Below are 21,185 nucleotides of genomic sequence, written 5' to 3'. Positions count from 1 at the left end.
GATTTTATGCTTCTGCTGTAATGTTACTGGTGGCTTGAATGTCTACTTGGTCATAGCCGAGTAGCTCTACGAGCTCTTGTATTAACTGTTGCTCAACGTTTTCTAGTTCACTTGGTCCGCCGAGTTGGCTTACCTGCGCCATTTCCATACCTTGGTAACCACATGGGTTAATACGTAGGAATGGAGACAGGTCCATATCGACGTTGAGTGCTAGCCCGTGGAACGAGCAGCCACGTCGAATACGTAATCCGAGTGAACAGATTTTCTTGCCATCGACATAAACACCAGGAGCGTCAGGTCGGGCAGCTGAATCTATATTGTAAGCTTTCAGAGTATTGATTACGAGGTTCTCGATATGAGTAACCAAATCACGTACTCCGAATTTCTTGCGGCGGATGTTAATCAGAAAGTAAGCCACTAATTGGCCTGGGCCGTGATAAGTCACTTGGCCACCGCGATCGCTTTGTATTACAGGGATATCACCAGCATTTAATACATGCTCAGCTTTGCCTGCTTGTCCTTGAGTGAAGACAGGGTTGTGTTCAACCAACCAAACTTGGTCTACGTCTTCTTCCGTGCGTTCGTCTGTGAACTTATGCATGGCTTTCCATACAGGTTCGTAATCCTGACGGCCTAATTTTTTTACGATTAGCTTATTTTGCAAAGCTGCACTCCCTCAAGGATTAATAAAGTGAACGCATTATAAACGCGAAACATGATTCTAACTACAGACGGACTGCAAGGTTTTTCAACTTTCTTTGTATTTATTGAAAATTAAGTTGAATGAATTTGAGCTAGATAGGGTGCTTTAAACAAAAACAGCGGCAATAAGCCGCTGTTTTTCATGTGTAATCGGAGATTACAGAACCATACGAACGATTTCGATCTCGCCCAGTTCTTTATAAAGAGTTTCTACTTGCTCAATTGAAGTCGCAGTAATATTGATAGAAACAGAGTGGTAGTTACCTTTCGCACTTGGTTTTAGCGTTGGGCTGTAGTCACCAGGAGCATGACGCTGGATCACTTCTAGTACTAGCTCAGTCAGTTCTGGCTTAGCGTGGCCCATTACTTTGTAAGTGAATGAACAAGGGAACTCTAAGAGGTCTTTTAGTTTTGCATCAGAATTGATGTTCATGATTAGCTCCAAAAGGCTAGACTCTCGCAAATTGGCGAAATGTCGATAAAAAGCGTGTTCGGTCAACAGACACGAGTAATAATGCGGAATATTACGTGTAAATATCGCCGAACTCAAGATCAACAAAAGCCGCACATGGCGGCTTTTGGTTCGCTAATGAGTAAATCATGAACTTACTCATTAGGTTAACTATACAACAAGCTTAGGTTTTACCTAGAACAAACCTTTGGCTTGTTTAGAATAAACCCTTGAACAGAAGAACTAGGTAGTCCCATAGACGGCTGAATAGGCTGCCTTGGTCTACATCTTCAAGTGCTAGTAGTGGGTATTCAGCAACGTCTTCACCGTCTACTTGGTAGAATAGTTTACCAACCACATCGCCTTTGCTGATTGGCGCTTCTAGTTCTTTCTCAAGAACGAAGCTTGCCTTCAGGTTCTTAGCTTGACCACGAGGTAGCGTTACGAAAGTATCTTCGTCGACACCCAGTGCAACTGTGTCCTTGCTACCCATCCAGATCTTCTCTTCTACGAAGGTTTCACCGGCTGTGTGTGGTGCCACTGTTTCAAAGAAGCGGAAGCCGTAGCTAAGCAGTTTTTTGCTTTCTGTTTTACGAGCATTCGCATTCTTGGTGCCCATAACTACAGCCACTAGGCGCATTTTGCCTTCTGTCGCTGAGCTTACTAGGCTGTAACCTGCATTGCTTGTGTGGCCCGTTTTGATGCCATCAACGTTCATGCTCTTATCCCATAACAGACCGTTACGGTTGTATTGGGTGATGCCGTTGTATGTGAATTTCTTCTCTGAGTAGATACGGTACTCGTCTGGTACGTCGCGAATCAGCGCCTGACCAAGTAGCGCCATATCGTAAGGCGTTGAGTATAGGTTCGGGTTGTCTAGACCGTGCACGTTAGCAAAGTGCGTGTCTTTCATGCCGATAGAGCTTGCCCAAGCGTTCATTAGGTCAACGAATGCATCTTCAGAGCCAGCGATGTGTTCAGCCATAGCAACACATGCGTCGTTACCTGATTGAATGATGATACCGCGGTTTAATTCTTCAACTTTAACCGTAGTGCCTACTTCAACGAACATCTTAGATGAATCTGGGAAGTTTTTAGCCCAAGCATTTTCACTGATTACAACATCGTCGTTTAGGTTGATGTTGCCACGGTCGAGCTCTTGGCCGATCACGTAGCTCGTCATCATCTTGGTTAAACTTGCTGGAGAAAGCTGAGTATTCATCTCTTTCTCTGCTAGTACTTTGCCTGAATGGTAATCCATCAGAACAAAACCTTTAGCGGCGATTTGAGGTGCATCAGGAACAACAATAGGAGCGGCGAATGACGATGTAGCTATCGTTGCAGAAAGAGCAACAGAAGTAGCAAAAATCGATTTAACAAGTTTATTAGATTTAATCATTTTGAATGCAATTATTTGGTGAACTATTCATATATTAACAGAATCACTCTGTCACACCAGAGCGCTGATTACCAGAAGTAACTGTTAGATTAATTAGCGAGTTAGGGTGTGTTTTTTTATATAAGCTGACGGGTAACCCATTAACTTAACTTGTTCTAATTTCTCTTGAGTCAGAGCATAGTCATGAAATGGCCCAATCATCAGACGGTAGTTGTCATCATTTGGCTGCAAGAACGTTGCTACTTCTAGCTTTTCGGCTAGATCTTTCGCTAACTTCTCTGTTCTATCTTCATGTGGAGATGTTGCGACTTGAATAATAAATTGCGGTAAAGCAGCCTTTTTATTTGCGTCGGTTGGCATAGCCACAGTAATGACTTCAATCTCAACATTTGCCGTGCCGGTTCTCAACACATCGAGCTTGTAAGCTGCCGCATAACTAAGGTCAATGATTCGGCCTTCATGGAATGGGCCGCGGTCATTGATACGAACAATCGTCGTTTTGTTATTGTCGGTATTCGTCACTTTTACATAGCTTGGAATTGGCAATGTTTTGTGCGCCGCAGACATCGAATACATGTCATAGATCTCGCCGTTAGACGTTAAGTGACCATGAAATTTCTTACCGTACCAAGAGGCTTTGCCTTTCTCAGTAAACCCTTCGGTCTTCTTTACGATCTTGTAGTCTTCGCCACGTAAAGTGTAATCCGTGTTACCACCTAAACTATAAGGTTCATACTGAGGGTGAGCATCCTCGAGATGCTCTACTGAGATAGGTGCGTCTGGTGCAATATCTGAATCAATATCGTAGCGCCCTGTTGGCTGCTTTGAAGAACAACCATTGATTAAAATCGCTAGCCCTAAGATAGAGGCTATTTTTTTGATTGGCAGCTCATCAACCAAGGATGCTTTTTTTGGAAACGTTGTAATAGACATCGATTAGGTCGCCTTTGAGAATGCTTTTCTGTGTGTATGGATCGACATTAAAATACCAAAACCAGCCATAAGGGTAACCATTGAAGTACCACCATAACTGACTAAAGGAAGAGGAACACCAACCACAGGTAGAATGCCACTTACCATGCCAATGTTTACAAAAATATAAACGAAGAAGCTCAGTACAATACTGCCGCCCATCATTCGACCGAATGCGGTTTGAGCTTGGCTCGCAAGCACTAAGCCACGTCCAATAATAAACAGGTAGATAGCAAGCAAGAACAAGATACCAATCATGCCCCCCTCTTCGGCGATGACCGCAAAAATGAAGTCGGTGTGGCGCTCTGGAATGAATTCTAATTGAGATTGAGTGCCTTGCAGCCAACCTTTTCCTGATATACCACCCGAACCTATCGCAATCTTACTTTGAATGATGTGGTAACCCGCACCTAATGGATCTGATTCAGGATCAAAAAGGGTTCTAACACGCACTTTTTGATATTCACGCATCAAGAAGAACCATAGGATTGGGATAAATGCCCCTAATGCGATTGCGGCGCTAGCAATGATTTTCCAACTGATACCAGCCAGGAATATCACGAAGATACCAGATGCGGCGATAAGGATAGATGTACCTAGGTCAGGCTGCTTTGCGATTAGAATCGTCGGTACAAACACCATCACTAGCGAGATCGCTAATGTTTGGAATGTTGGTGGAAGTGAGCGCTTACCGATAAATCGTGCCAGCATCAAAGGCACCGCGAGCTTTAATAGCTCTGACGGTTGGAATCGAACAAAGCCGAAGTTTAACCAACGCTGGGCGCCTTTAGAGGCTTCACCAAAGAACAACACGCCCAATAGCAAGATGACACCACCTACAAATAGCAGTGGTGCCAAGGTTTCATAAGTACGAGGTGAGATTTGCGCTAGGAAGATCATCACACCTAAAGACAGAGCCATGCGCATCGCCTGGCGGTCCATCATCGCAAGGCTTTGTCCGCTTGCGCTGTACATGATCAGCAGGGCAAAGCCCATTAAAACCAGAATGCCAAGCAAAAGCGGCAGGTCGATATGCAGCCTTTCGAATAGGGCTCTATTTCGTCCAGTTGAAGGATCAAGTTTCATTATTTAATTGGCTCACTTTGATAATCTTCTGCAAGGATAATATGGTCTAAAATCCTTCTTACTACTGGGCCGCCGTTAGAAGAACCGCCACCTGCGTTCTCTAGAACGATAGTCACGACGGCTTCAGGATCTTCAAAAGGCGCGTAACCCGTAAAGAGGGCGTGATCGCGTAAGTGCTCTGCGATTTCATCCGCGTTGTACTCTTCATCTTCTTTTAAGCCGAATACCTGTGCGGTACCCGATTTACCAGCGGTTTGGTAAGACATCTTCTGGAATGAACGTCTTGCCGTACCTTTCTTACCGTGGTTAGCCAGCCTCATACCTTCCTGAGCGATATCCCAATACTTCTTCTTAACCCCGGTTAGCGGTGGGTAAGTTTCAATGTCCGACATGATTTGTTCATCGAATGGACGACCGTTATCAATGGTTGAACGAAGTAGGTGAGGTGCGGTTACTTCACCTTCATTGACCAAAACTGATGTGGCTTTTGCAATCTGCATGGGTGTTGCAGTCCAGTAGCCTTGGCCAATACCAACTGGGATGGTGTCACCTTGGTACCAAGGCACACGGTGTCTTGCCATCTTCCAATCACGAGTTGGCATATTGGCTTTGCTTTCTTCATAAATATCGATGCCAGTATAATCACCAAAGCCGAACATCATCATCCATTTGGATATGCGATCAATGCCGAGATCATAAGCAATTTGGTAAAAGAAGGTATCCACCGACTCTTCAATCGCTTTTTCTATATCCACGACACCGTGTCCCCAACGCAACCAGTCACGGAATGGTCTCGTTTTTGAGTTTGGTATCTTCCAATAGCCTGGGTCATTGCGCGTAGTGTTTGGTGTAATAACACCTTCTTGCAGAGCAGCAACAGCAATGAAGGGTTTGATCGTCGATGCTGGTGGGTAAATCCCTAGCGTGGCACGGTTAACCAAAGGGCGGTTTTTGTCTTGAAGTAGCGCGTTATAGCCTTTAGACGAGATACCATGCACGAATGCGTTTGGGTCGTAGCTTGGGCTCGATACCATGGCTAACACGCCATTGTCTTTCGGATCGAGAACGATAGCTGAACCACGGCGGCCATCAAGTAACTTATGTACGTATAGCTGTAGCTTGATATCTAAGTTAAGTACGATATCTTTGCCTGGAACCGAAGGGACAAATTTGAGGGTACGAATCACTCGTCCACGACTGTTAACTTCGACTTCTTGGTAGCCAGCTGTACCGTGCAACATATCTTCGTAATAACGCTCAATACCCAACTTACCGATATCACGTGTAGCTTGGTAATTGGCGTCTTTTTCTTCTCGCATCAAGCGCTGCATATCACGGTCATTGATGCGCGATACATAGCCTATTACGTGAGTGAGCACATCACCGTAAGGGTAGAAACGCTTCAAAGTTCCCGTAACTTCAACACCTGGGAATTTGTGTTGGTTTACAGAGAAGACGGCAACTTGTTCTTCAGACAGTTGATTAAGAATAGGTACTGATTTAAAGCGTCGTGAATTACGACGATCACGATTAAAGCGCTCGATACGCTCTGGCGGGATCTCAATTAATGCTTGCAGACGAGCAAGCGTGTCATCCATATCTTTAATTTTTTCGGGTATGATTTCTAGATTGAAAACAGGACGGTTTTCGGCAAGAAGTATACCGTTGCGATCGTAAATCAAACCACGGTTAGGGGCGATCGGAACGACCTTGATACGGTTGTCGTTAGAACGAGTTTTATAGTCTTGGTATTGATTGACCTGAATGTTGTACAGGTTAACAACCAACATCGACATCATGACTATGATCCCCGCAAACGCAACAAAAGCACGGCTAGTAAATAGTCGTGCTTCTGCTTTGTAATCGCGGATTTGGCTACGTTTACGTAACATTAACGCTTATTCTCGATGATAAGGGTGGTTAGCTGTGATGCTCCAAGCTCGATACAAGCTTTCAGCCATGATAACGCGTACTAATGGGTGAGGGAGAGTAAGCGCAGACAGAGACCAACTTTGGTCTGCGGCCGCTTTACATGCAGGTGCTAATCCTTCAGGCCCGCCAATTAGGATAGATACGTCACGTCCATCCAGCTTCCAACTTTCTAATTGCTCAGCAAGTTGAGGTGTATCCCACTTTCTACCTGGGATATCGAGCGTGACAATACGGTTGCCTTTTGGAACTGCAGCCAGCATCGCTTCACCTTCTTTTTGAAGAATGCGTGCAATATCTGCATTTTTACCGCGCTTTCCTGCAGTAATTTCAATGAGCTCTAATGGCATATCGTGAGGGAAGCGGCGTTTGTATTCTTGAAACCCTTCTTCAACCCACTTTGGCATTTTTGTGCCAACTGCGATTAACTGGATCTTCAAAGCTTAGCCCCAAAGTTTTTCTAGTTGGTACAGCTCACGATGCTCTTCTTGCATAACGTGAAGCATGCTTGTGCCCATATCTAGAACAACCCATTCACCTTCTTGCTGGCCGTCCATACCTAGAGGTTGCATACCCGCTTTACGCACTTCATCAGCAACATGCTGTGCAATAGAGGCAACATGGCGTTTAGAGGTGCCAGTACAAACAATCATGTAATCAGTAACGCTTGATTTGCCTTCTACATCGATAGTTACAATCGATTCTGCTTTCATGTCTTCGGCTTTGTCTGCAAGAAAATCTTTTAGTTCTTCACGTAACACTGGGTGTTCCTTTAATCTGAATTTAGCTTTGTTTAGGGCTTGTTGACCCTAGAATATAACACGCTTTTATGCGTGGAATGGTATTGAAGCTGAAGGGATATAAAACTCTACGCTTAACTGATGAATTAGTGGCCAAGGCGACTGCTCATATTGAGTTTTTGTCATCAATTCAGCTTGAGTGAGCAACGCGAACAAAGAGTGTAATTGAGAAATCGAAACTCTTGTTAGCGCGGCGTTATAAAGAGGCTTTTTAGATTGCCAGATACGGTGTTTTTCGAAGACCTGACCAATCGGCATCTGTTTCATTTGTTGCTGCATTTGTAATAGCAGAGCAAGCTCTCGTTGTATGCTACGTAATAAAATGACGGGTTCGACACCTTCAGCTTCTAGCTGACGCAGGATTCGTTGTGCTCGGTTACCTTTGCCTGCCAATAACGCATCACTCCAATGGAATGGAGTAAAATGGTTGTGTCGACTCAGCGATTCTTCTAAGCGTACTAACGTGAGTTTTCCATCTGGGTATTGGAGAGCCAGTTTTTCTAGGCTTTGGGTGAGAGCAAATAGATTACCCTCATGCCATTGCGCCAGCATTTGAATCGCTTCAGGGTCTGGCGTTAAACCGATTTGACGGCAACGCGCTTGGACAAACTGAGGTAACCGACTGACATCTGGCGTTAGGCAACTGACCCAGTGACCCTGATTCGAAAGAGCCTTAAACCACTTAGCGCTTTCTTGAGCTTTGGTGAGCTTAGTGCCCACCAAGATTAACAAGATATCACTGTGGATATGCTCGGAGATTGCGAGTAGCTCTTTCGCTATTGCGGCATTGACGCCTGACTCTGGCAGTTCAAGCTCGATGACCTGACGGCTAGAGAATAGGCTCAGTGCTTGAGTGCAGTCGTAGACTTGATTCCAGTCGAGACTGCTATCAATCGCAAAGCGGTGACGTTCTTCAAAGCCTTGCTGTTTTGCAGCCTTTTGAATCGCTTCTCGGCTCTCTTGCAACAGTAGCGGTTCGTTACCAAAAATTAGGTAAACATTACTCAACTGTTTAATAAGTTGCTCTGATAAGCGGTCAGCAAAAATACGCATCAAATAAACCTATTACTCAGCCGAATCGCTAAGTGTTGGTTGTTCTTCTGAAGCTGGTACGATCTCAACGTCGTCAATTTCAACATTCTTGATGTTGTATTGCTTTTCAAGCTCTTTCACTTGAACGTGTTCTAGTGCATCTAGATCCATGCTATCAGCTGCAATGTTCGCTTTTAGTCGAGCCATCTGACGAAGGATTTGGCTTGTTGCCAACTTACGCATCTCATCTTCGATCATGTCTCGCTCAACCGACTTCGCAAGTGCAGTTAGCGGGTTATCTAGGTAACTACGGGTTACGCTGGTTGAGAATGTCTTTGAGCCTAGATCCGGGACAGTTACGCGGTATGAAGCGCGGAATGTCAGTTCTTTCTCTGCTGCACGAGTGTTTTGGTATAGAGACAGAGTTCGCTCACCTACGCTCTCACTAATAATATGCAGGTTAGGTGTATTCTCAGCCGGTAGCACAATTTCTACATCATTCATACGCAGTTGACCTTTCATCATACGTGTAAACGTACTGTATTGGTCGTAACTGGTTACGGAGATCTTGTTGAGTTCTTCTGGTACGGAGTAATCACCACGTAGGTGGAAACCACACGCACTTAATAGGCTGACGGTTAAAACAACAACAGTAACTTTCAATGAAGATAGTGAAATCAGGCGCATTATTTGATGGCTCTCATGAAGGTAGAATACTTATTTAAAGGCTTTAGTTCGTTTGAGTGGTTAGGCTCAAGTCTAAAGCGCTTAAATAAGTAGACAGGGCAATTAGCTACCCTGTCTACAGACTGCTTTTGATGAATTAAGTTCGTTAATTCTTTAGCAATTGCATTGTGCTAACGAAATTAGTTAGCAACGATGTTTAGAAGCTTACCTGGTACGAAGATAACTTTACGGATAGTTAAGCCATCTAGGAATTTCTTAGCGTTCTCATCGTTTAGACCAAGCTCACGAACTTGCTCTTCTGTTGCATCAGCAGCAACGGTTAGTTTCGCACGTAGCTTACCGTTGATCATAACAACGATAGTTTTCTCGTCTTCAACTAGCGCTTTCTCATCGAAAGTTGGCCATGTTGCTGAGTCTACGTTTGATTCACCAAGTGCAATCCACATTTCGTAAGAGATGTGCGGAGTCATTGGGTAAAGCATGCGTACTACCGCTTTTAGTGCTTCATCAAGGATTGCACGATCTTGTACAGATTCTTGAGGTGCTTTCGCTAGCTTGTTCATCAGTTCCATGATTGCAGCGATTGCCGTGTTGAACGTTTGGCGGCGGCCAATATCGTCCGTTACTTTCGCGATAGTCTTGTGGATATCACGACGAAGTGCTTTTTGGTCGCCAGATAGCGCAGAAGCATCAACAGATTCAGCAGCACCCTTAGAAGAGTGAGTGTGAACCAGTTTCCAAACACGTTTAAGGAAGCGGTTAGCACCTTCAACGCCAGACTCTTGCCACTCAAGCGTCATGTCTGCAGGTGATGCAAACATCATGAATAGACGTACTGTATCAGCGCCGTACTTGTCTACCATCTCTTGTGGGTCGATACCGTTGTTCTTAGACTTAGACATTTTGATCATGCCTGAGTGTTCAACTTCACGACCTTGATCGTCGACTGCTTTTTCGATGCGACCTTTACCGTCACGTTCAACCGTTACGTCAGTCGGTGCAATCCACTCTTTGGTGCCTTTTTCGTTTTCGTGATAGAACGCGTCAGCCAGAACCATGCCTTGACATAGTAGTTGCTTGAACGGTTCATCAGACGTCACGTAGCCAGCATCACGTAGAAGCTTATGGAAGAAACGAGAGTAAAGCAGGTGCATACAAGCGTGCTCGATACCACCAACGTATTGGTCAACTGGTAGCCAGTAGTTTGCTTTCTCTGGATCTAGAATGTCGTCTGCTTGCGGTGAACAGTAACGTGCGTAGTACCAAGAAGACTCCATAAACGTATCGAACGTGTCAGTCTCACGTAGAGCGGGTTCGCCGTTGAATGTTGTTTCAGCCCAAGACTTGTCAGCCTTGATTGGGCTCGTTACGCCATCCATTACTACATCTTCAGGAAGAATGACTGGCAGTTGGTCTGCTGGTACTGGGTGAACTTCACCGTCTTCAGTGGTTACCATTGGGATTGGAGCGCCCCAGTAACGTTGACGAGATACACCCCAGTCACGTAGACGGAAGTTTACTGTCTTCTTACCTTTGCCTTCAGCTTCAAGCTTCGCAGCAATTGCATCGAATGCTTCTTGGAACGCAAGACCATCGAATTCACCAGAATCAAACAGTACACCTTTTTCAGTGTAAGCCGCTTCAGACACGTCTAGTTCAGAACCATCTTCAGGTTTGATTACTGGGATGATATCGATGCCGTACTTAGTTGCGAACTCGTAGTCACGTTGATCGTGAGCAGGAACCGCCATTACCGCACCTGTGCCGTAATCCATAAGTACGAAGTTTGCTACGTATACAGGAACAACACGACCGTTAAGAGGGTGGATAGCCGTTAGGCCAGTATCCATACCTTTCTTTTCCATCGTTGCGAGTTCAGCTTCAGCAACTTTAGTGTTACGACACTCTTCAACGAATGCAGCAAGCTCTGGGTTGTTCTTCGATGCTTTCTCTGCAAGAGGGTGACCTGCAGCGATACCAACGTAAGAAACACCCATTAGTGTATCTGGACGTGTTGTGTACACTTCTAATGGTGCTTCTTCGCCGTTAACAGCGAAAGATAGCTCAACACCTTCAGAGCGGCCGATCCAGTTGCGCTGCATGGTCTTAACCATTTCAGGCCAACCTTCAAGGTTGTCTAGATCGTCTAGTAGCTCTTGAGCGTACTCAGTGATTTTAATAAACCACTGTGGAATTTTCTTTTGCTCTACTGGAGTGTCACAACGCCAGCAACAACCGTCTTCTACTTGCTCATTTGCCAGTACTGTTTGGTCGTTTGGACACCAGTTCACTGAAGATGTCTTCTTGTAAACCAGGCCTTTTTCGTAAAGCTTAGTGAAGAACTCTTGTTCCCAACGGTAGTACTCTGGAGTACACGTTGCGAATTCACGGTTCCAGTCGTAACCAAAGCCTAGAAGCTTAAGCTGGTTCTTCATGTACTCAATGTTTTCGTAAGTCCATGGTGCAGGTGCTGTATTGTTTTTAACAGCGGCGTTTTCTGCAGGTAGGCCGAATGCATCCCAACCAATTGGCTGCATTACGTTTTTGCCTTGTAGACGTTGGAAACGAGATACCACATCACCGATGGTGTAGTTACGCACGTGACCCATGTGCAGTCGGCCACTTGGGTAAGGGAACATAGAAAGACAGTAGAATTTTTCTTTGTTTGGGTCTTCACTTACAACGAAAGTCTCGCTGTTATCCCAGTGTTGTTGAACCTTTTGTTCAATCTCTTGCGGGTTATATTGTTCTTGCATCGATGGTATCCGGTTATCTTGGAATTTGTGAGTTCGGTTAGAACAGAATCTTACAGATCGTCATAGAATACCTAAAGGAGCTGAGGACAACAATAGTTATACCCTTCATACTTGCAGTTGCCGCTTAGTAGATTGTGTAATTTTCACTGAATTTCGCAGGGCAACTATACTTAAGAGTATGAATTGCATTTGTTTGTAAGCGGGAGTGCATTGCAGCGCATCCGTTTGCTCACTAAAAGGTTGGTTATCTTAAGGAGGTTGTTATGCCGAAGAAAAAAGCGCTCTATGAAGAAGTCGTCGAAGAGGTGATTGAAACGCTGAAGCATAGCCCTGAAGAGCTCAACAACAAAATCGAAACGTCGGGCAAGTTTGCGAAAGCAGCTAATGATATGACTAAAGATGAGCTTTCATTGATCTCTGCCTACGTGAAGTCGGACTTAAAAGAGTTTTCCGAAAGCTATGAAGAGAGTAAAAGCGGTCCATTCTATTTGATGATTGCGGACTCTATTTGGCAAGGGCTGTTGGATATTACTGATCGTACTAAGGTGGAATGGGTTGAACTGTTCCAAGACTTAGAACACCAAGGCTTGTATCAAGCGGGTGAAGTCATTGGCTTGGGAACCTTAGTATGTGACGAGTGTGGTCACCAAACCGAATATAACCACCCAACCAATATCATTCCATGCATTAAATGTGGTTCTAAAGGGTTTAGTCGTAAAGCCCTTAAACCGTAAGCTTCTGAACCATAGCGTATCAACGCAAAACCACAGCAATGAAAAAGGGTTGACCCGATCAGTCAACCCTCAAATCACTTTTCGTCGAATCTAGCTTTTTGGCTTTCTAATTACCCAACCAATCACCAAGCTGAGCATCGCCCAGATATACAGTGGCCAAGTACCTACTGTGTGATAAGGCGTTTGACCATCCGTTGAAATGAGTTCAGCTTTTAACACTGCCGTTTCAAACTGAGGTACTTGTTTGAGGATGTTGCCTTTGTAATCGGTAACTGCCGTCACACCATTGTTGGTCGAGCGAATAACTGGCTTACCAAGCTCCAGAGCACGCATCTGTGCGATTTCCATATGTTGCAGAGGGCCAATCGAACGACCAAACCACGCATCGTTAGAGAGCGTTAAAATAAAGTCAGTCTCGTCGGTTACGTTCTGCCTAACTTGATCATTAAAGATGATCTCGTAACACAACGCAGGCGCTAAGTGACGACCATTTGCCACTATGTTTGGTTGAACAAAGTCGCCACGGCTAAATGATGACATTGGCAAGTTAAAGAAAGGTGCTAATGGACGCAAGATATCTTCAAACGGCACAAACTCACCAAATGGTAACAGGTGGTGTTTATGGTAGCGTTCGTCTGGATCGTAGCTGTACTCACCGTATGGATTCACACCGAGAGAAAGAACACTGTTGTAGTATTTCTTATCTTCAGACTGATTCAGCACACCGGTAATGATCGAACTGTTGTTCATCTTCGCTGCGCTATCCAAGTTACGTAGGAAAGATGGGATCTCAACTTCGAATGCTGGAATAGCCGCTTCAGGCCAGATGATGATATCCGCTCCCCAGTTTTCTCTGCTTAGGTCGGTGTACTTCATCATGGTTGGCCAGCGATGACTCGGTAGCCATTTACTGTCTTGATCGACGTTGCCTTGTATCAAGACGACTGACGTGGTTTTTTCAGGGTTCGGCGTGACCCAGTCGATGTTGCGAATACCAAAGCCTGCACTAAATACGACGGCGGGAATGAGAGCGATGCTCCAAGCCCGGTTAACAATCGCATAAGTGAATGCAGAGGCTGAAACAATGATCGCTAAAGTTACTAGCTCTACGCCGCCAATCGGTGCAAATGAACCCAATGGCGAATCGATTTGGCTGTAGCCTAACCAAAGCCAAGGGAAGCCCGTCATTACCCAGCCACGCAGCCAATCACAGACTAGCCAGAATGCAGGAGCTGCAAGGAAAAAGCGGCTTAGGTTATTGGCAGGGAAGAATTTATTCAAACCCCAGGTAAATAGCCCTGAATAAACGGCTAGGTAGCCAACAAGCAATGCCATCAAAAATAGGTTGGCTGCCAGTGGCATGCCGCCAAAACCATCAATGCTGACGTATACCCAGCTGATACCTGTGGTGAATTGACCTAAACCCCATGCGTAGCCAATCCAAAGCGCACTTTTAGGAGAGCGGTTGTGGATCAGTAACAGCAACAAAGCTGGGCTGAGAATAGCAAGAGGCCATATAGAGTATGGAGCGAATGAAAGGGTGGTTATAGCGCCAACAAAAACGGCCGCAAGCGGCCGTAATAGGCGATGAATAAAGGTATTAGTCATCTAATTTCTGTCATCTCTTTAGAGAGAAGTTGTTATTCTTCGATAGTCGGAAGAGGCTGTTCGTCAGGAATGGTTACCTGTAGCTGAATCACACGACGGTTATCTGCTGATGTTATTTTGAAATGGTAGTTTTCGATTTCTACAATTTCGCCACGAACCGGCAGGTGGCCGAGTGCTGTCATAACCATGCCGCCTACCGTATCCACTTCGTCGTCACTAAAGGCAGTGTTAAACGTATCGTTGAACTCTTCAATAGTGGTTAAAGCTTTTACAGAGAAGGTATGCTTACTCAGCTTACGAATATCTAGCTCTTCTTCATCGTCGAACTCGTCTTCAATTTCACCAACGATTTCTTCGAGGATATCTTCAATGGTTACCAGGCCAGAAACTCCACCAAACTCATCGACAACGATAGACATGTGGTAACGCTCTTCTTGGAACTCCTTAAGCAGGCGATCAACTCGCTTACTTTCAGGAACAACCACGACAGGGCGAATCACTTGTTCGATATCAAATGGAGCACTTTCTGAACCCAAATACTTAAGTAGGTCCTTCGCTAATAGAATGCCTTCAACATGGTCTTTATCTTCACTGATCACTGGGTAGCGAGAGTGTTGAGCATCAGTAATGAGCGCAATCAATGTATCTAGATCATCTGTGCGTTCAACTGTAACCATTTGAGAGCGAGGCAGCATGATATCGCGTACTCGCATCTCTGAAATTTCCATAACACCCTCGAGCATGTCGCGTGTGTCGTGGTCAATTAGGTCATTAATTTCTGAGTCGCGGATTACATCTACGAGCTCTTGGCGATCTTTTACTTCACCTTGAAATAGTTGGCCTAGGCGTTCAAAGAAGGACTTTCTACTCGGACCTTCAGATTTTTTACTTCCCTCAGAAGTGGGGGGGTTACCTTCGTTCATGATTTCTCAAAAAATAACGCTATCAGAAGTGTGATAGCACACGTTACAACTCAGATTCCTGTGAAAATCACAGGTTCGATGAGTTATTGTTTCTCTGCAACCTACTTTACTAGAATCAATTTACTTTTCTAGAATGTAAGGGTCTTCAAACCCCATAGATTGCATGATTTCTGTCTCGAGTGACTCCATCTCTTCAGCTTCATCATCTTCGATATGATCATAACCTAGCAGATGCAGACTGCCATGTACAACCATATGAGCCCAGTGTGCTAGCAGAGGCTTACTTTGCTCTTCTGCTTCTTTTTCGACAACTTGGCGGCAGATAATGAGGTCGCCCAGTAGATCTAACTCGATCCCTGGAGGAGCCTCGAATGGAAAAGACAACACGTTAGTTGGCTTATCTTTGCCACGATATTCATGATTGAGCTGGTGGCTTTCTTGTGTATCAACGATACGAACCGTCAACTCAGCGTTCTCTTGAAACTGAGGAATTGTCTTGTCCAACCAAAGCTGAATATCTTGCTCAGTTGGAAGACCTTGCTCATTTTCGACCGCTAATTGCAGGTCTAGTTCAATAGACATCTATTTATCACCTTGTTCTGCAATTACAGAGCTATTTTGTGTTGCTAATTGTGTCGTAACTACCTGCTGAGCCTCAAGAAGTTTGGCTTCACGCTCTTCACGTTTACGCTTTTCAAACTCTTTGCGCTCTTTCTGGTCTTTTGCTTCCCACTTCTCGTATGCGTTGACGATACGAGCAACTACAGGGTGACGAACGACGTCTTCAGACATGAAGAAGTTAAAGCTAATGTCGTCGACTTCATTGAGCACTTCAGTCGCATGGCGTAAGCCTGATTTTGCACCACGAGGTAAATCGATTTGCGTAATATCACCTGTGATCACAGCGCGTGAGTTAAAACCGATACGGGTTAAGAACATCTTCATCTGTTCTACCGTGGTGTTTTGGCTCTCATCAAGAATGATAAACGCATCATTCAATGTACGACCACGCATGTAAGCCAGTGGCGCAACTTCAATTACGTTACGTTCAATCAGCTTCTCAACTCGCTCAAAGCCAAGCATCTCAAACAGCGCATCGTAAAGTGGACGTAAATATGGGTCTACTTTTTGGCTTAAATCACCCGGTAGGAAACCAAGCTTCTCACCGGCTTCAACAGCAGGGCGCGTCAATAGAATGCGACGAATCTCTTGGCGTTCAAGTGCATCAACTGCTGCAGCAACGGCTAAGTAGGTTTTACCTGTACCTGCTGGCCCAATACCAAAGGTGATGTCATGAGTCACCATGTTCATTAGGTACTGTGCTTGGTTTGGCGTTCGAGGTTTGATGACGCCTTTTTTAGTCTTAATGGTCACTTCTTTGCCGTAGTCAATTTCAGACTCGACGTGTTGCTCCAAAATGCCTGACTCGGTGATCGCCAGATGTATTTGCTCTGGTTCGATATCGATTATGTTGCCTTTAACTGGAGCCGTTTCAACATAGAGGTGTTTGATGATGTCTAAAGCTGCGGCTGTAGTGTGAGGCTTACCGACAATGGTGAAAAAGTTGCTACGGTAATTAATCTCAACGCCCAGACGACGCTCAAGATGCTTGATGTTGTCGTCAAATGGTCCGCATAAACTTGCCAAGCGCTTGTTGTCTGCTGGTTCTAGATTTATCTCTAAGGTAACGATTTTATTGCTCAAATTAGCCTCTCATTTTGTGCCACTCACTCTTAAATAAAACAAAGAGCAAAAAGCCCGATTTAGACCGGGCTTCTGATGGTGATATCCCTATTTCTAAGATGGTCACTTAGTTAGGTAATTTCAAGCTTTGTGTTTGCGCTTTGTGCTCAAACAGTTGTATTGCCTATGGCGTAAATGTCGCTACACCTAGCTCGTCTTCACGTTTTGTTTTTTCCATCATTTCTGCTGGAGTCATAACAACGCGTAGACCCATGTCTTTTTCTGTGCGAACTAGCTCACCACGTAGTGAGTTGGTGTAAACCTCAGTGATCTTCACATCTACGAATTGACCGATTAGGTCTGCAGAACCTTCGAAGTTCACAACACGGCTGTTTTCTGTACGGCCGCGAAGTTCCATTAGGTTCTTTCTTGATGGGCCTTCAACAAGGATACGTTGCTCTGTGCCTAACATTAGACGAGAGAAACGCATAGCTTGTGTGTTTACCGTTTGCTGCAGTTCGTACAGACGATCTTTCTTCTCTTGTGCTGGTACATCACATGGGTAATCTGCCGCTGGCGTACCTGGACGTGGAGAGAAAACAAAGCTGAAGCTCATATCGAAATCAACGTCTTTAATTAGCTTCATTGTATCTTGGAAGTCTTGCTTAGACTCACCAGGGAAACCAACAATAAAGTCAGAGCTGATTTGAATGTCAGGGCGAGCTTTACGCAGTTTACGGATAATAGATTTGTACTCGATAGCCGTATGTGGGCGCTTCATCATCGTAAGAATACGGTCACTACCACTTTGTACTGGTAGGTGAAGGAAGCTCACTAGCTCTGGTGTGTCTTTGTAAACTTCAATGATGTCGTCACCAAACTCAAGCGGGTGGCTTGTTGTGAAACGAATACGGTCGATACCGTCGATAGAAGCAACAAGACGAAGCAGTTCTGCGAATGAACAGATATCGCCTTCGTGTGTTGGACCGCGGTATGCGTTTACGTTTTGACCTAGCAGGTTAACTTCACGTACGCCTTGCTCTGCAAGTTGAGCAACTTCGAAAAGTACATCATCCATTGGACGGCTAACTTCTTCGCCACGTGTGTATGGTACAACGCAGTAAGTACAGTATTTAGAACAACCTTCCATGATAGAAACGAACGCCGTCGCGCCTTCAGCTTTTGGCTCTGGCAGGTTATCGAACTTTTCGATCTCTGGGAAAGAGATGTCCATTACTGGCTTTTCGTTAGACAGTGATGATTTAATCATCTCTGGCAAACGGTGTAATGTTTGTGGGCCAAAGATAACGTCTACGTAAGGTGCACGTTGACGAATGTGATCACCTTCTTGAGTCGCTACACAGCCACCCACACCGATCACCACACCTTCTTTTTTATCTTTAAGCGTTTTCCAACGACCAAGCTGGTGGAATACTTTTTCTTGCGCTTTTTCGCGGATAGAACAAGTATTCAATAGTAGTACGTCTGCTTCCTCAGGTACTTCAGTTAGCTCATAGCCATTTGCAGCGTTAAGCAGGTCGGCCATTTTTGATGAATCATATTCATTCATCTGACAGCCCCAAGTTTTAATTAGCAGTTTCTTACTCATTATATGTTCGCTCGATCGTTAGTTTAATTTAAGGGAGCAAATCGCCCATTATTCATCCGCTAGCCCCGTTTGTCATAATTCGGTATTCAATTTTATGACAGGCTCTAGCGGCAAGCGGCGTATTGTACTGGTTTCAAAACCGACTGACTAGTAGTCTGAACAAATCTCTTATGTAGTGGTTTTTATTATCGTTAACGCCATATTCCATAAGGGATAACCCTTTTTTCGAATAAGGTTTTTGGTTACAAGTTAGTTATGAAAAAGTACAATCAAAAACAGTCAAAGAATCAAACTGATAAGTACAAAATATGAACAGTTACGATATTGTAGTAGTCGGTGGCGGCATGGTTGGCGCAGCAACAGCAATCGGTTTTGCAAAGCAAGGTCTGAGTGTTGCGGTAATCGAAGGTTTTGCCCCACAAGCTTTTGATGAATCGCAAGCTATGGACATTCGTGTGTCAGCGATTTCTCAAGCATCGGTCGATTTGCTTGAAGATCTTGGTGCATGGCAAAGTATTGCAGCAATGCGAGTGTGTTCTTATAAACGTTTAGAGACGTGGGAGCACCCAGAGTGTCGTACTCGATTTGATGCTGCATCACTAGACCTTCCTCGTTTGGGCTATATCGTTGAGAACAGACTCATTCAATTAGGTTTATGGTCTCAATTTGATGCCTACGACAATCTCGAACTGTTATGTCCAGAAAAGCTCGATGTGATTGAGTTTGGTGAAACCAATATCGTTAAGCTTCAATCTGGGGTTGAGTTATCTGCGAAGTGGGTGGTTGGTGCTGATGGTGCGAATTCAGCCGTTCGTCAACAAGCTGGAATTGGCATTACGGCTTGGGATTATCGACAACACTGTATGCTTATCAATGTAGAAACAGAACAACCTCAGCAAGATATTACTTGGCAGCAATTTCTACCAAGTGGTCCTCGTTCATTTTTGCCTTTGTGTTCTCTAACCTCTGACGGTCAAGAAGTCGGGCTGGGCTCGTTAGTTTGGTATGATTCTCCACTGCGTATTAAGCAACTATCAGCAATGACTCCTGAAAAACTACGTGACGAAGTACTTACTCACTTTCCTAAAGAGTTAGGTGATATCAAAGTCTTGAATTCGGGTTCTTTTCCTCTGACACGACGTCATGCTCAATCATACTCGAAGAATAACTGTATTTTAGTCGGAGACTCTGCGCATACCATCAACCCTTTGGCTGGGCAGGGTGTTAACTTAGGCTTCAAAGATGTATCAGTACTGCTGGATGTCACCAAAGAAAAGGGTGAATTGAACCAGTCTGTAGCAAGACGCTATGAAGTGATAAGAAGAGGCGACAATCTAATGATGCAGAGTGGCATGGATTTCTTCTACAAGACATTCAGCAACGACATTGGTCCGCTTAAGTTTGTACGTAATGCCGCACTAAAACTAGCAGAGAACTCTGGGCCGATTAAAACTCAAGTATTGAAATACGCCTTGGGTCTTTAATTTTCATTAGTTCCGGTTATTTATACAGAAAAGGAGAGCAGATGCTCTCCTTTTTTGTATGGTGTTGAATGCTATAACTACTGCGTAACGCAAACTGGTGCATCGATCTCTAAAGAGTACCCTGTATAAACTAAAGACCCGTCCTCATTATCTCGCTTGAATGAGGTGATGTTGTTGGAGTGCTGGTTGGCTGCGATAAGCCATTTTCCATCGTCAGTTATATGGAAGTCTCTTGGGAATTTACCTGCAGTGTCGTAGCTATCAATGAAAGTCAGCTTTTGATTCTCAGAGTCGATTTTGAAGCTGCTGATTCTTGATTGATGTCGACATGACACATAAAGGAATTGCTCATCAGGCGATAGCTTAATCGCAGCTGCGGCTTCTCCCTTCTCCATATTAGGCAATGCATCAATCTCTTCCACTACATTCCAAATGCCTAAAACCTTTTTCAAAAACAGTAACGTTTCAGAGAGTTCACAGACTACATAGGCTCTGTCTTCAGCTTTGTTAAAGATTAAATGACGAGGTCCATTGCCGGCGGGCACCTTAATAGACTGCATTGGCTCATCAAGGAACTCTTCTTGCTCTTCATCAAAGCAATAGAAGTTGATGCGATCGGTGCCGAGATCGACGGTCACAAACTGTGGTGAGTTTTGTAGGAACAGACATTGATGGGCGTGTGGGCTAGTTTGTCTCTCTTTGTTTGGCCCGGAACCAACCATCTTGATTGTTTTGAGTCGCTTATCGATGCTGCCATTGATACTTAAGCTAAAAATATCGAATGTGCCTGATGAGTATTGCGACGTGATAGCAAACTTATTGTGTGGATCTATCGCGACGTGACAAGGGTGATCTCCCGAGACGAGGCTCGCATTGGGTGTTAGCTGTGAATCAACATTAGGTATATGAATGAGCTGGGGCTGTTTTTGCTGGTCAACTTCCGATGCAGTATAGATCCCAGTTTTTGTTACAGTAACAAAAGAGGGGTTAGTACATTTGATGATCAGCTCTAGAGGTAATAGTTTTCCTGTTTCTAGATCTAACTGAGTTTGATAAACACCTTGGCTTTTACTTGGCGTATCTGTGTAGCAACCGATCGTTAAGGGGAGGGCTTTCATAGGCTAGTCATACTCAATTAGAAAATGGAGCTGACATTGTCTTATAAAATCGTATTAAAAGTGAGGTTACAGAAGAGAATACTTGGTGACTTGGCTAGCAGATTTGCATATTCCAGATAAAACAAAACCCAGCTAAAAAGCTGGGTTCTATTTAATGATGGTGCGGTCGGAGAGACTTGAACTCTCACACCTCTCGGCGCCAGAACCTAAAT

The 21,185-nt window shown here is 44.5% G+C and carries 19 protein-coding genes; 2 read left to right on the top strand and 17 right to left on the bottom strand.

The window, feature by feature from the left end:
• Positions 1–4 precede the first annotated feature (4 nt).
• The 11 genes from lipB to leuS all read right to left on the bottom strand — a co-directional run bounded on the left by lipB (position 5) and on the right by leuS (position 11,814).
• Entirely contained in the window at positions 5–664 is a 660-nt protein-coding gene (gene lipB, locus AB6D58_RS08690; RefSeq protein WP_004737632.1) for a lipoyl(octanoyl) transferase LipB, read from the bottom strand.
• 195 nt (positions 665–859) lie between these two features.
• Positions 860–1,138, bottom strand: coding sequence for a DUF493 family protein YbeD (ybeD, locus tag AB6D58_RS08685; protein ID WP_026084358.1), 279 nt, complete (start codon positions 1,136–1,138; stop codon positions 860–862).
• Positions 1,139–1,370: 232 nt separating this feature from the next.
• Positions 1,371–2,552, bottom strand: a complete 1,182-nt coding sequence (locus AB6D58_RS08680; protein WP_017068508.1) for a serine hydrolase — start codon at positions 2,550–2,552, stop codon at positions 1,371–1,373.
• 93 nt (positions 2,553–2,645) lie between these two features.
• Complete coding sequence (locus AB6D58_RS08675; RefSeq protein ID WP_136974115.1) at positions 2,646–3,485, bottom strand: septal ring lytic transglycosylase RlpA family protein; 840 nt, start codon at positions 3,483–3,485, stop codon at positions 2,646–2,648.
• Positions 3,486–3,488: 3 nt separating this feature from the next.
• Positions 3,489–4,610 (bottom strand): rod shape-determining protein RodA, encoded by a 1,122-nt coding sequence (rodA, locus tag AB6D58_RS08670; protein WP_372136301.1) that lies wholly within the window; start codon positions 4,608–4,610, stop codon positions 3,489–3,491.
• Positions 4,610–6,502, bottom strand: a complete 1,893-nt coding sequence (gene mrdA, locus AB6D58_RS08665; protein WP_017068507.1) for a penicillin-binding protein 2 — start codon at positions 6,500–6,502, stop codon at positions 4,610–4,612. The genes rodA and mrdA overlap by 1 nt, the downstream gene beginning before the upstream one ends.
• A gap of 6 nt (positions 6,503–6,508) precedes the next feature.
• Positions 6,509–6,979, bottom strand: coding sequence for a 23S rRNA (pseudouridine(1915)-N(3))-methyltransferase RlmH (gene rlmH / locus AB6D58_RS08660; RefSeq protein ID WP_017068506.1), 471 nt, complete (start codon positions 6,977–6,979; stop codon positions 6,509–6,511).
• A gap of 3 nt (positions 6,980–6,982) precedes the next feature.
• A complete protein-coding gene (gene rsfS / locus AB6D58_RS08655) occupies positions 6,983–7,300 on the bottom strand; it encodes a ribosome silencing factor (RefSeq protein WP_372157018.1) in 318 nt (105 codons plus the stop codon).
• A gap of 66 nt (positions 7,301–7,366) precedes the next feature.
• Positions 7,367–8,392, bottom strand: a complete 1,026-nt coding sequence (holA, locus tag AB6D58_RS08650) for a DNA polymerase III subunit delta (protein ID WP_372157016.1) — start codon at positions 8,390–8,392, stop codon at positions 7,367–7,369.
• Between the two features lie 12 nt (positions 8,393–8,404).
• Positions 8,405–9,058 carry an LPS assembly lipoprotein LptE gene (lptE, locus tag AB6D58_RS08645; RefSeq protein WP_372136300.1) on the bottom strand — a complete coding sequence of 218 codons (654 nt, stop codon included), beginning with the start codon at positions 9,056–9,058 and terminating at the stop codon, positions 8,405–8,407.
• Between the two features lie 179 nt (positions 9,059–9,237).
• Positions 9,238–11,814: a leucine--tRNA ligase gene (gene leuS / locus AB6D58_RS08640; RefSeq protein WP_061040426.1), complete on the bottom strand. Its 2,577-nt coding sequence runs from the start codon at positions 11,812–11,814 to the stop codon at positions 9,238–9,240.
• A 263-nt stretch (positions 11,815–12,077) separates the two neighbouring features.
• Between leuS and AB6D58_RS08635 the strand changes: the two genes are divergently transcribed.
• Positions 12,078–12,548: a zinc ribbon-containing protein gene (locus AB6D58_RS08635; RefSeq protein ID WP_017062329.1), complete on the top strand. Its 471-nt coding sequence runs from the start codon at positions 12,078–12,080 to the stop codon at positions 12,546–12,548.
• A gap of 90 nt (positions 12,549–12,638) precedes the next feature.
• Here AB6D58_RS08635 and lnt read toward each other — a convergent pair whose 3' ends face one another.
• The 5 genes from lnt to miaB form a co-directional block, all read right to left on the bottom strand.
• Complete coding sequence (lnt, locus tag AB6D58_RS08630) at positions 12,639–14,156, bottom strand: apolipoprotein N-acyltransferase (RefSeq protein WP_136982348.1); 1,518 nt, start codon at positions 14,154–14,156, stop codon at positions 12,639–12,641.
• A 32-nt stretch (positions 14,157–14,188) separates the two neighbouring features.
• Positions 14,189–15,079: a CNNM family magnesium/cobalt transport protein CorC gene (gene corC / locus AB6D58_RS08625; protein WP_012603382.1), complete on the bottom strand. Its 891-nt coding sequence runs from the start codon at positions 15,077–15,079 to the stop codon at positions 14,189–14,191.
• 120 nt (positions 15,080–15,199) lie between these two features.
• On the bottom strand, positions 15,200–15,661 hold the full coding sequence (ybeY, locus tag AB6D58_RS08620) for an rRNA maturation RNase YbeY (protein ID WP_012603383.1): 462 nt from the start codon (positions 15,659–15,661) through the stop codon (positions 15,200–15,202).
• The gene (locus AB6D58_RS08615; protein WP_017062327.1) at positions 15,662–16,783 is read right to left on the bottom strand and encodes a PhoH family protein; all 1,122 of its coding nucleotides are present in this window, start codon (positions 16,781–16,783) and stop codon (positions 15,662–15,664) included. It abuts the gene before it with no gap.
• Between the two features lie 163 nt (positions 16,784–16,946).
• The gene (gene miaB / locus AB6D58_RS08610; protein WP_065584439.1) at positions 16,947–18,371 is read right to left on the bottom strand and encodes a tRNA (N6-isopentenyl adenosine(37)-C2)-methylthiotransferase MiaB; all 1,425 of its coding nucleotides are present in this window, start codon (positions 18,369–18,371) and stop codon (positions 16,947–16,949) included.
• A 308-nt stretch (positions 18,372–18,679) separates the two neighbouring features.
• Between miaB and AB6D58_RS08605 the strand changes: the two genes are divergently transcribed.
• Positions 18,680–19,855 (top strand): 2-octaprenyl-3-methyl-6-methoxy-1,4-benzoquinol hydroxylase, encoded by a 1,176-nt coding sequence (locus AB6D58_RS08605; protein ID WP_372157013.1) that lies wholly within the window; start codon positions 18,680–18,682, stop codon positions 19,853–19,855.
• 77 nt (positions 19,856–19,932) lie between these two features.
• Here the strand turns inward: AB6D58_RS08605 and AB6D58_RS08600 are convergent, their stop codons facing one another.
• On the bottom strand, positions 19,933–20,973 hold the full coding sequence (locus AB6D58_RS08600; protein WP_372157011.1) for a lactonase family protein: 1,041 nt from the start codon (positions 20,971–20,973) through the stop codon (positions 19,933–19,935).
• Between the last annotated feature and the right edge of the window lie 212 nt (positions 20,974–21,185).

The sequence above is a fragment of the Vibrio sp. 10N.239.312.D08 genome (assembly GCF_041466145.1).
Taxonomy (GTDB): Bacteria; Pseudomonadota; Gammaproteobacteria; order Enterobacterales; family Vibrionaceae; genus Vibrio; species Vibrio crassostreae_C.
The sequence above is the reverse complement of the archived record's forward strand: the minus strand, read 5'-3'. Positions and strand labels throughout refer to the sequence as shown.

What these genes read in the sequence shown, in the direction of transcription:
- AB6D58_RS08605 (WP_372157013.1), top strand. Translation starts at nt 18,680, where the DNA reads ATGAACAGTTACGATATTGTAGTAGTCGGTGGCGGCATGGTTGGCGCA.
- holA (WP_372157016.1), bottom strand. Translation starts at nt 8,392, where the DNA reads ATGCGTATTTTTGCTGACCGCTTATCAGAGCAACTTATTAAACAGTTG.
- miaB (WP_065584439.1), bottom strand. Translation starts at nt 18,371, where the DNA reads ATGAGTAAGAAACTGCTAATTAAAACTTGGGGCTGTCAGATGAATGAA.
- AB6D58_RS08635 (WP_017062329.1), top strand. Translation starts at nt 12,078, where the DNA reads ATGCCGAAGAAAAAAGCGCTCTATGAAGAAGTCGTCGAAGAGGTGATT.
- lnt (WP_136982348.1), bottom strand. Translation starts at nt 14,156, where the DNA reads ATGACTAATACCTTTATTCATCGCCTATTACGGCCGCTTGCGGCCGTT.
- AB6D58_RS08675 (WP_136974115.1), bottom strand. Translation starts at nt 3,485, where the DNA reads ATGTCTATTACAACGTTTCCAAAAAAAGCATCCTTGGTTGATGAGCTG.
- AB6D58_RS08680 (WP_017068508.1), bottom strand. Translation starts at nt 2,552, where the DNA reads ATGATTAAATCTAATAAACTTGTTAAATCGATTTTTGCTACTTCTGTT.
- AB6D58_RS08600 (WP_372157011.1), bottom strand. Translation starts at nt 20,973, where the DNA reads ATGAAAGCCCTCCCCTTAACGATCGGTTGCTACACAGATACGCCAAGT.
- ybeY (WP_012603383.1), bottom strand. Translation starts at nt 15,661, where the DNA reads ATGTCTATTGAACTAGACCTGCAATTAGCGGTCGAAAATGAGCAAGGT.
- rodA (WP_372136301.1), bottom strand. Translation starts at nt 4,610, where the DNA reads ATGAAACTTGATCCTTCAACTGGACGAAATAGAGCCCTATTCGAAAGG.
- mrdA (WP_017068507.1), bottom strand. Translation starts at nt 6,502, where the DNA reads ATGTTACGTAAACGTAGCCAAATCCGCGATTACAAAGCAGAAGCACGA.
- leuS (WP_061040426.1), bottom strand. Translation starts at nt 11,814, where the DNA reads ATGCAAGAACAATATAACCCGCAAGAGATTGAACAAAAGGTTCAACAA.
- lptE (WP_372136300.1), bottom strand. Translation starts at nt 9,058, where the DNA reads ATGCGCCTGATTTCACTATCTTCATTGAAAGTTACTGTTGTTGTTTTA.
- corC (WP_012603382.1), bottom strand. Translation starts at nt 15,079, where the DNA reads ATGAACGAAGGTAACCCCCCCACTTCTGAGGGAAGTAAAAAATCTGAA.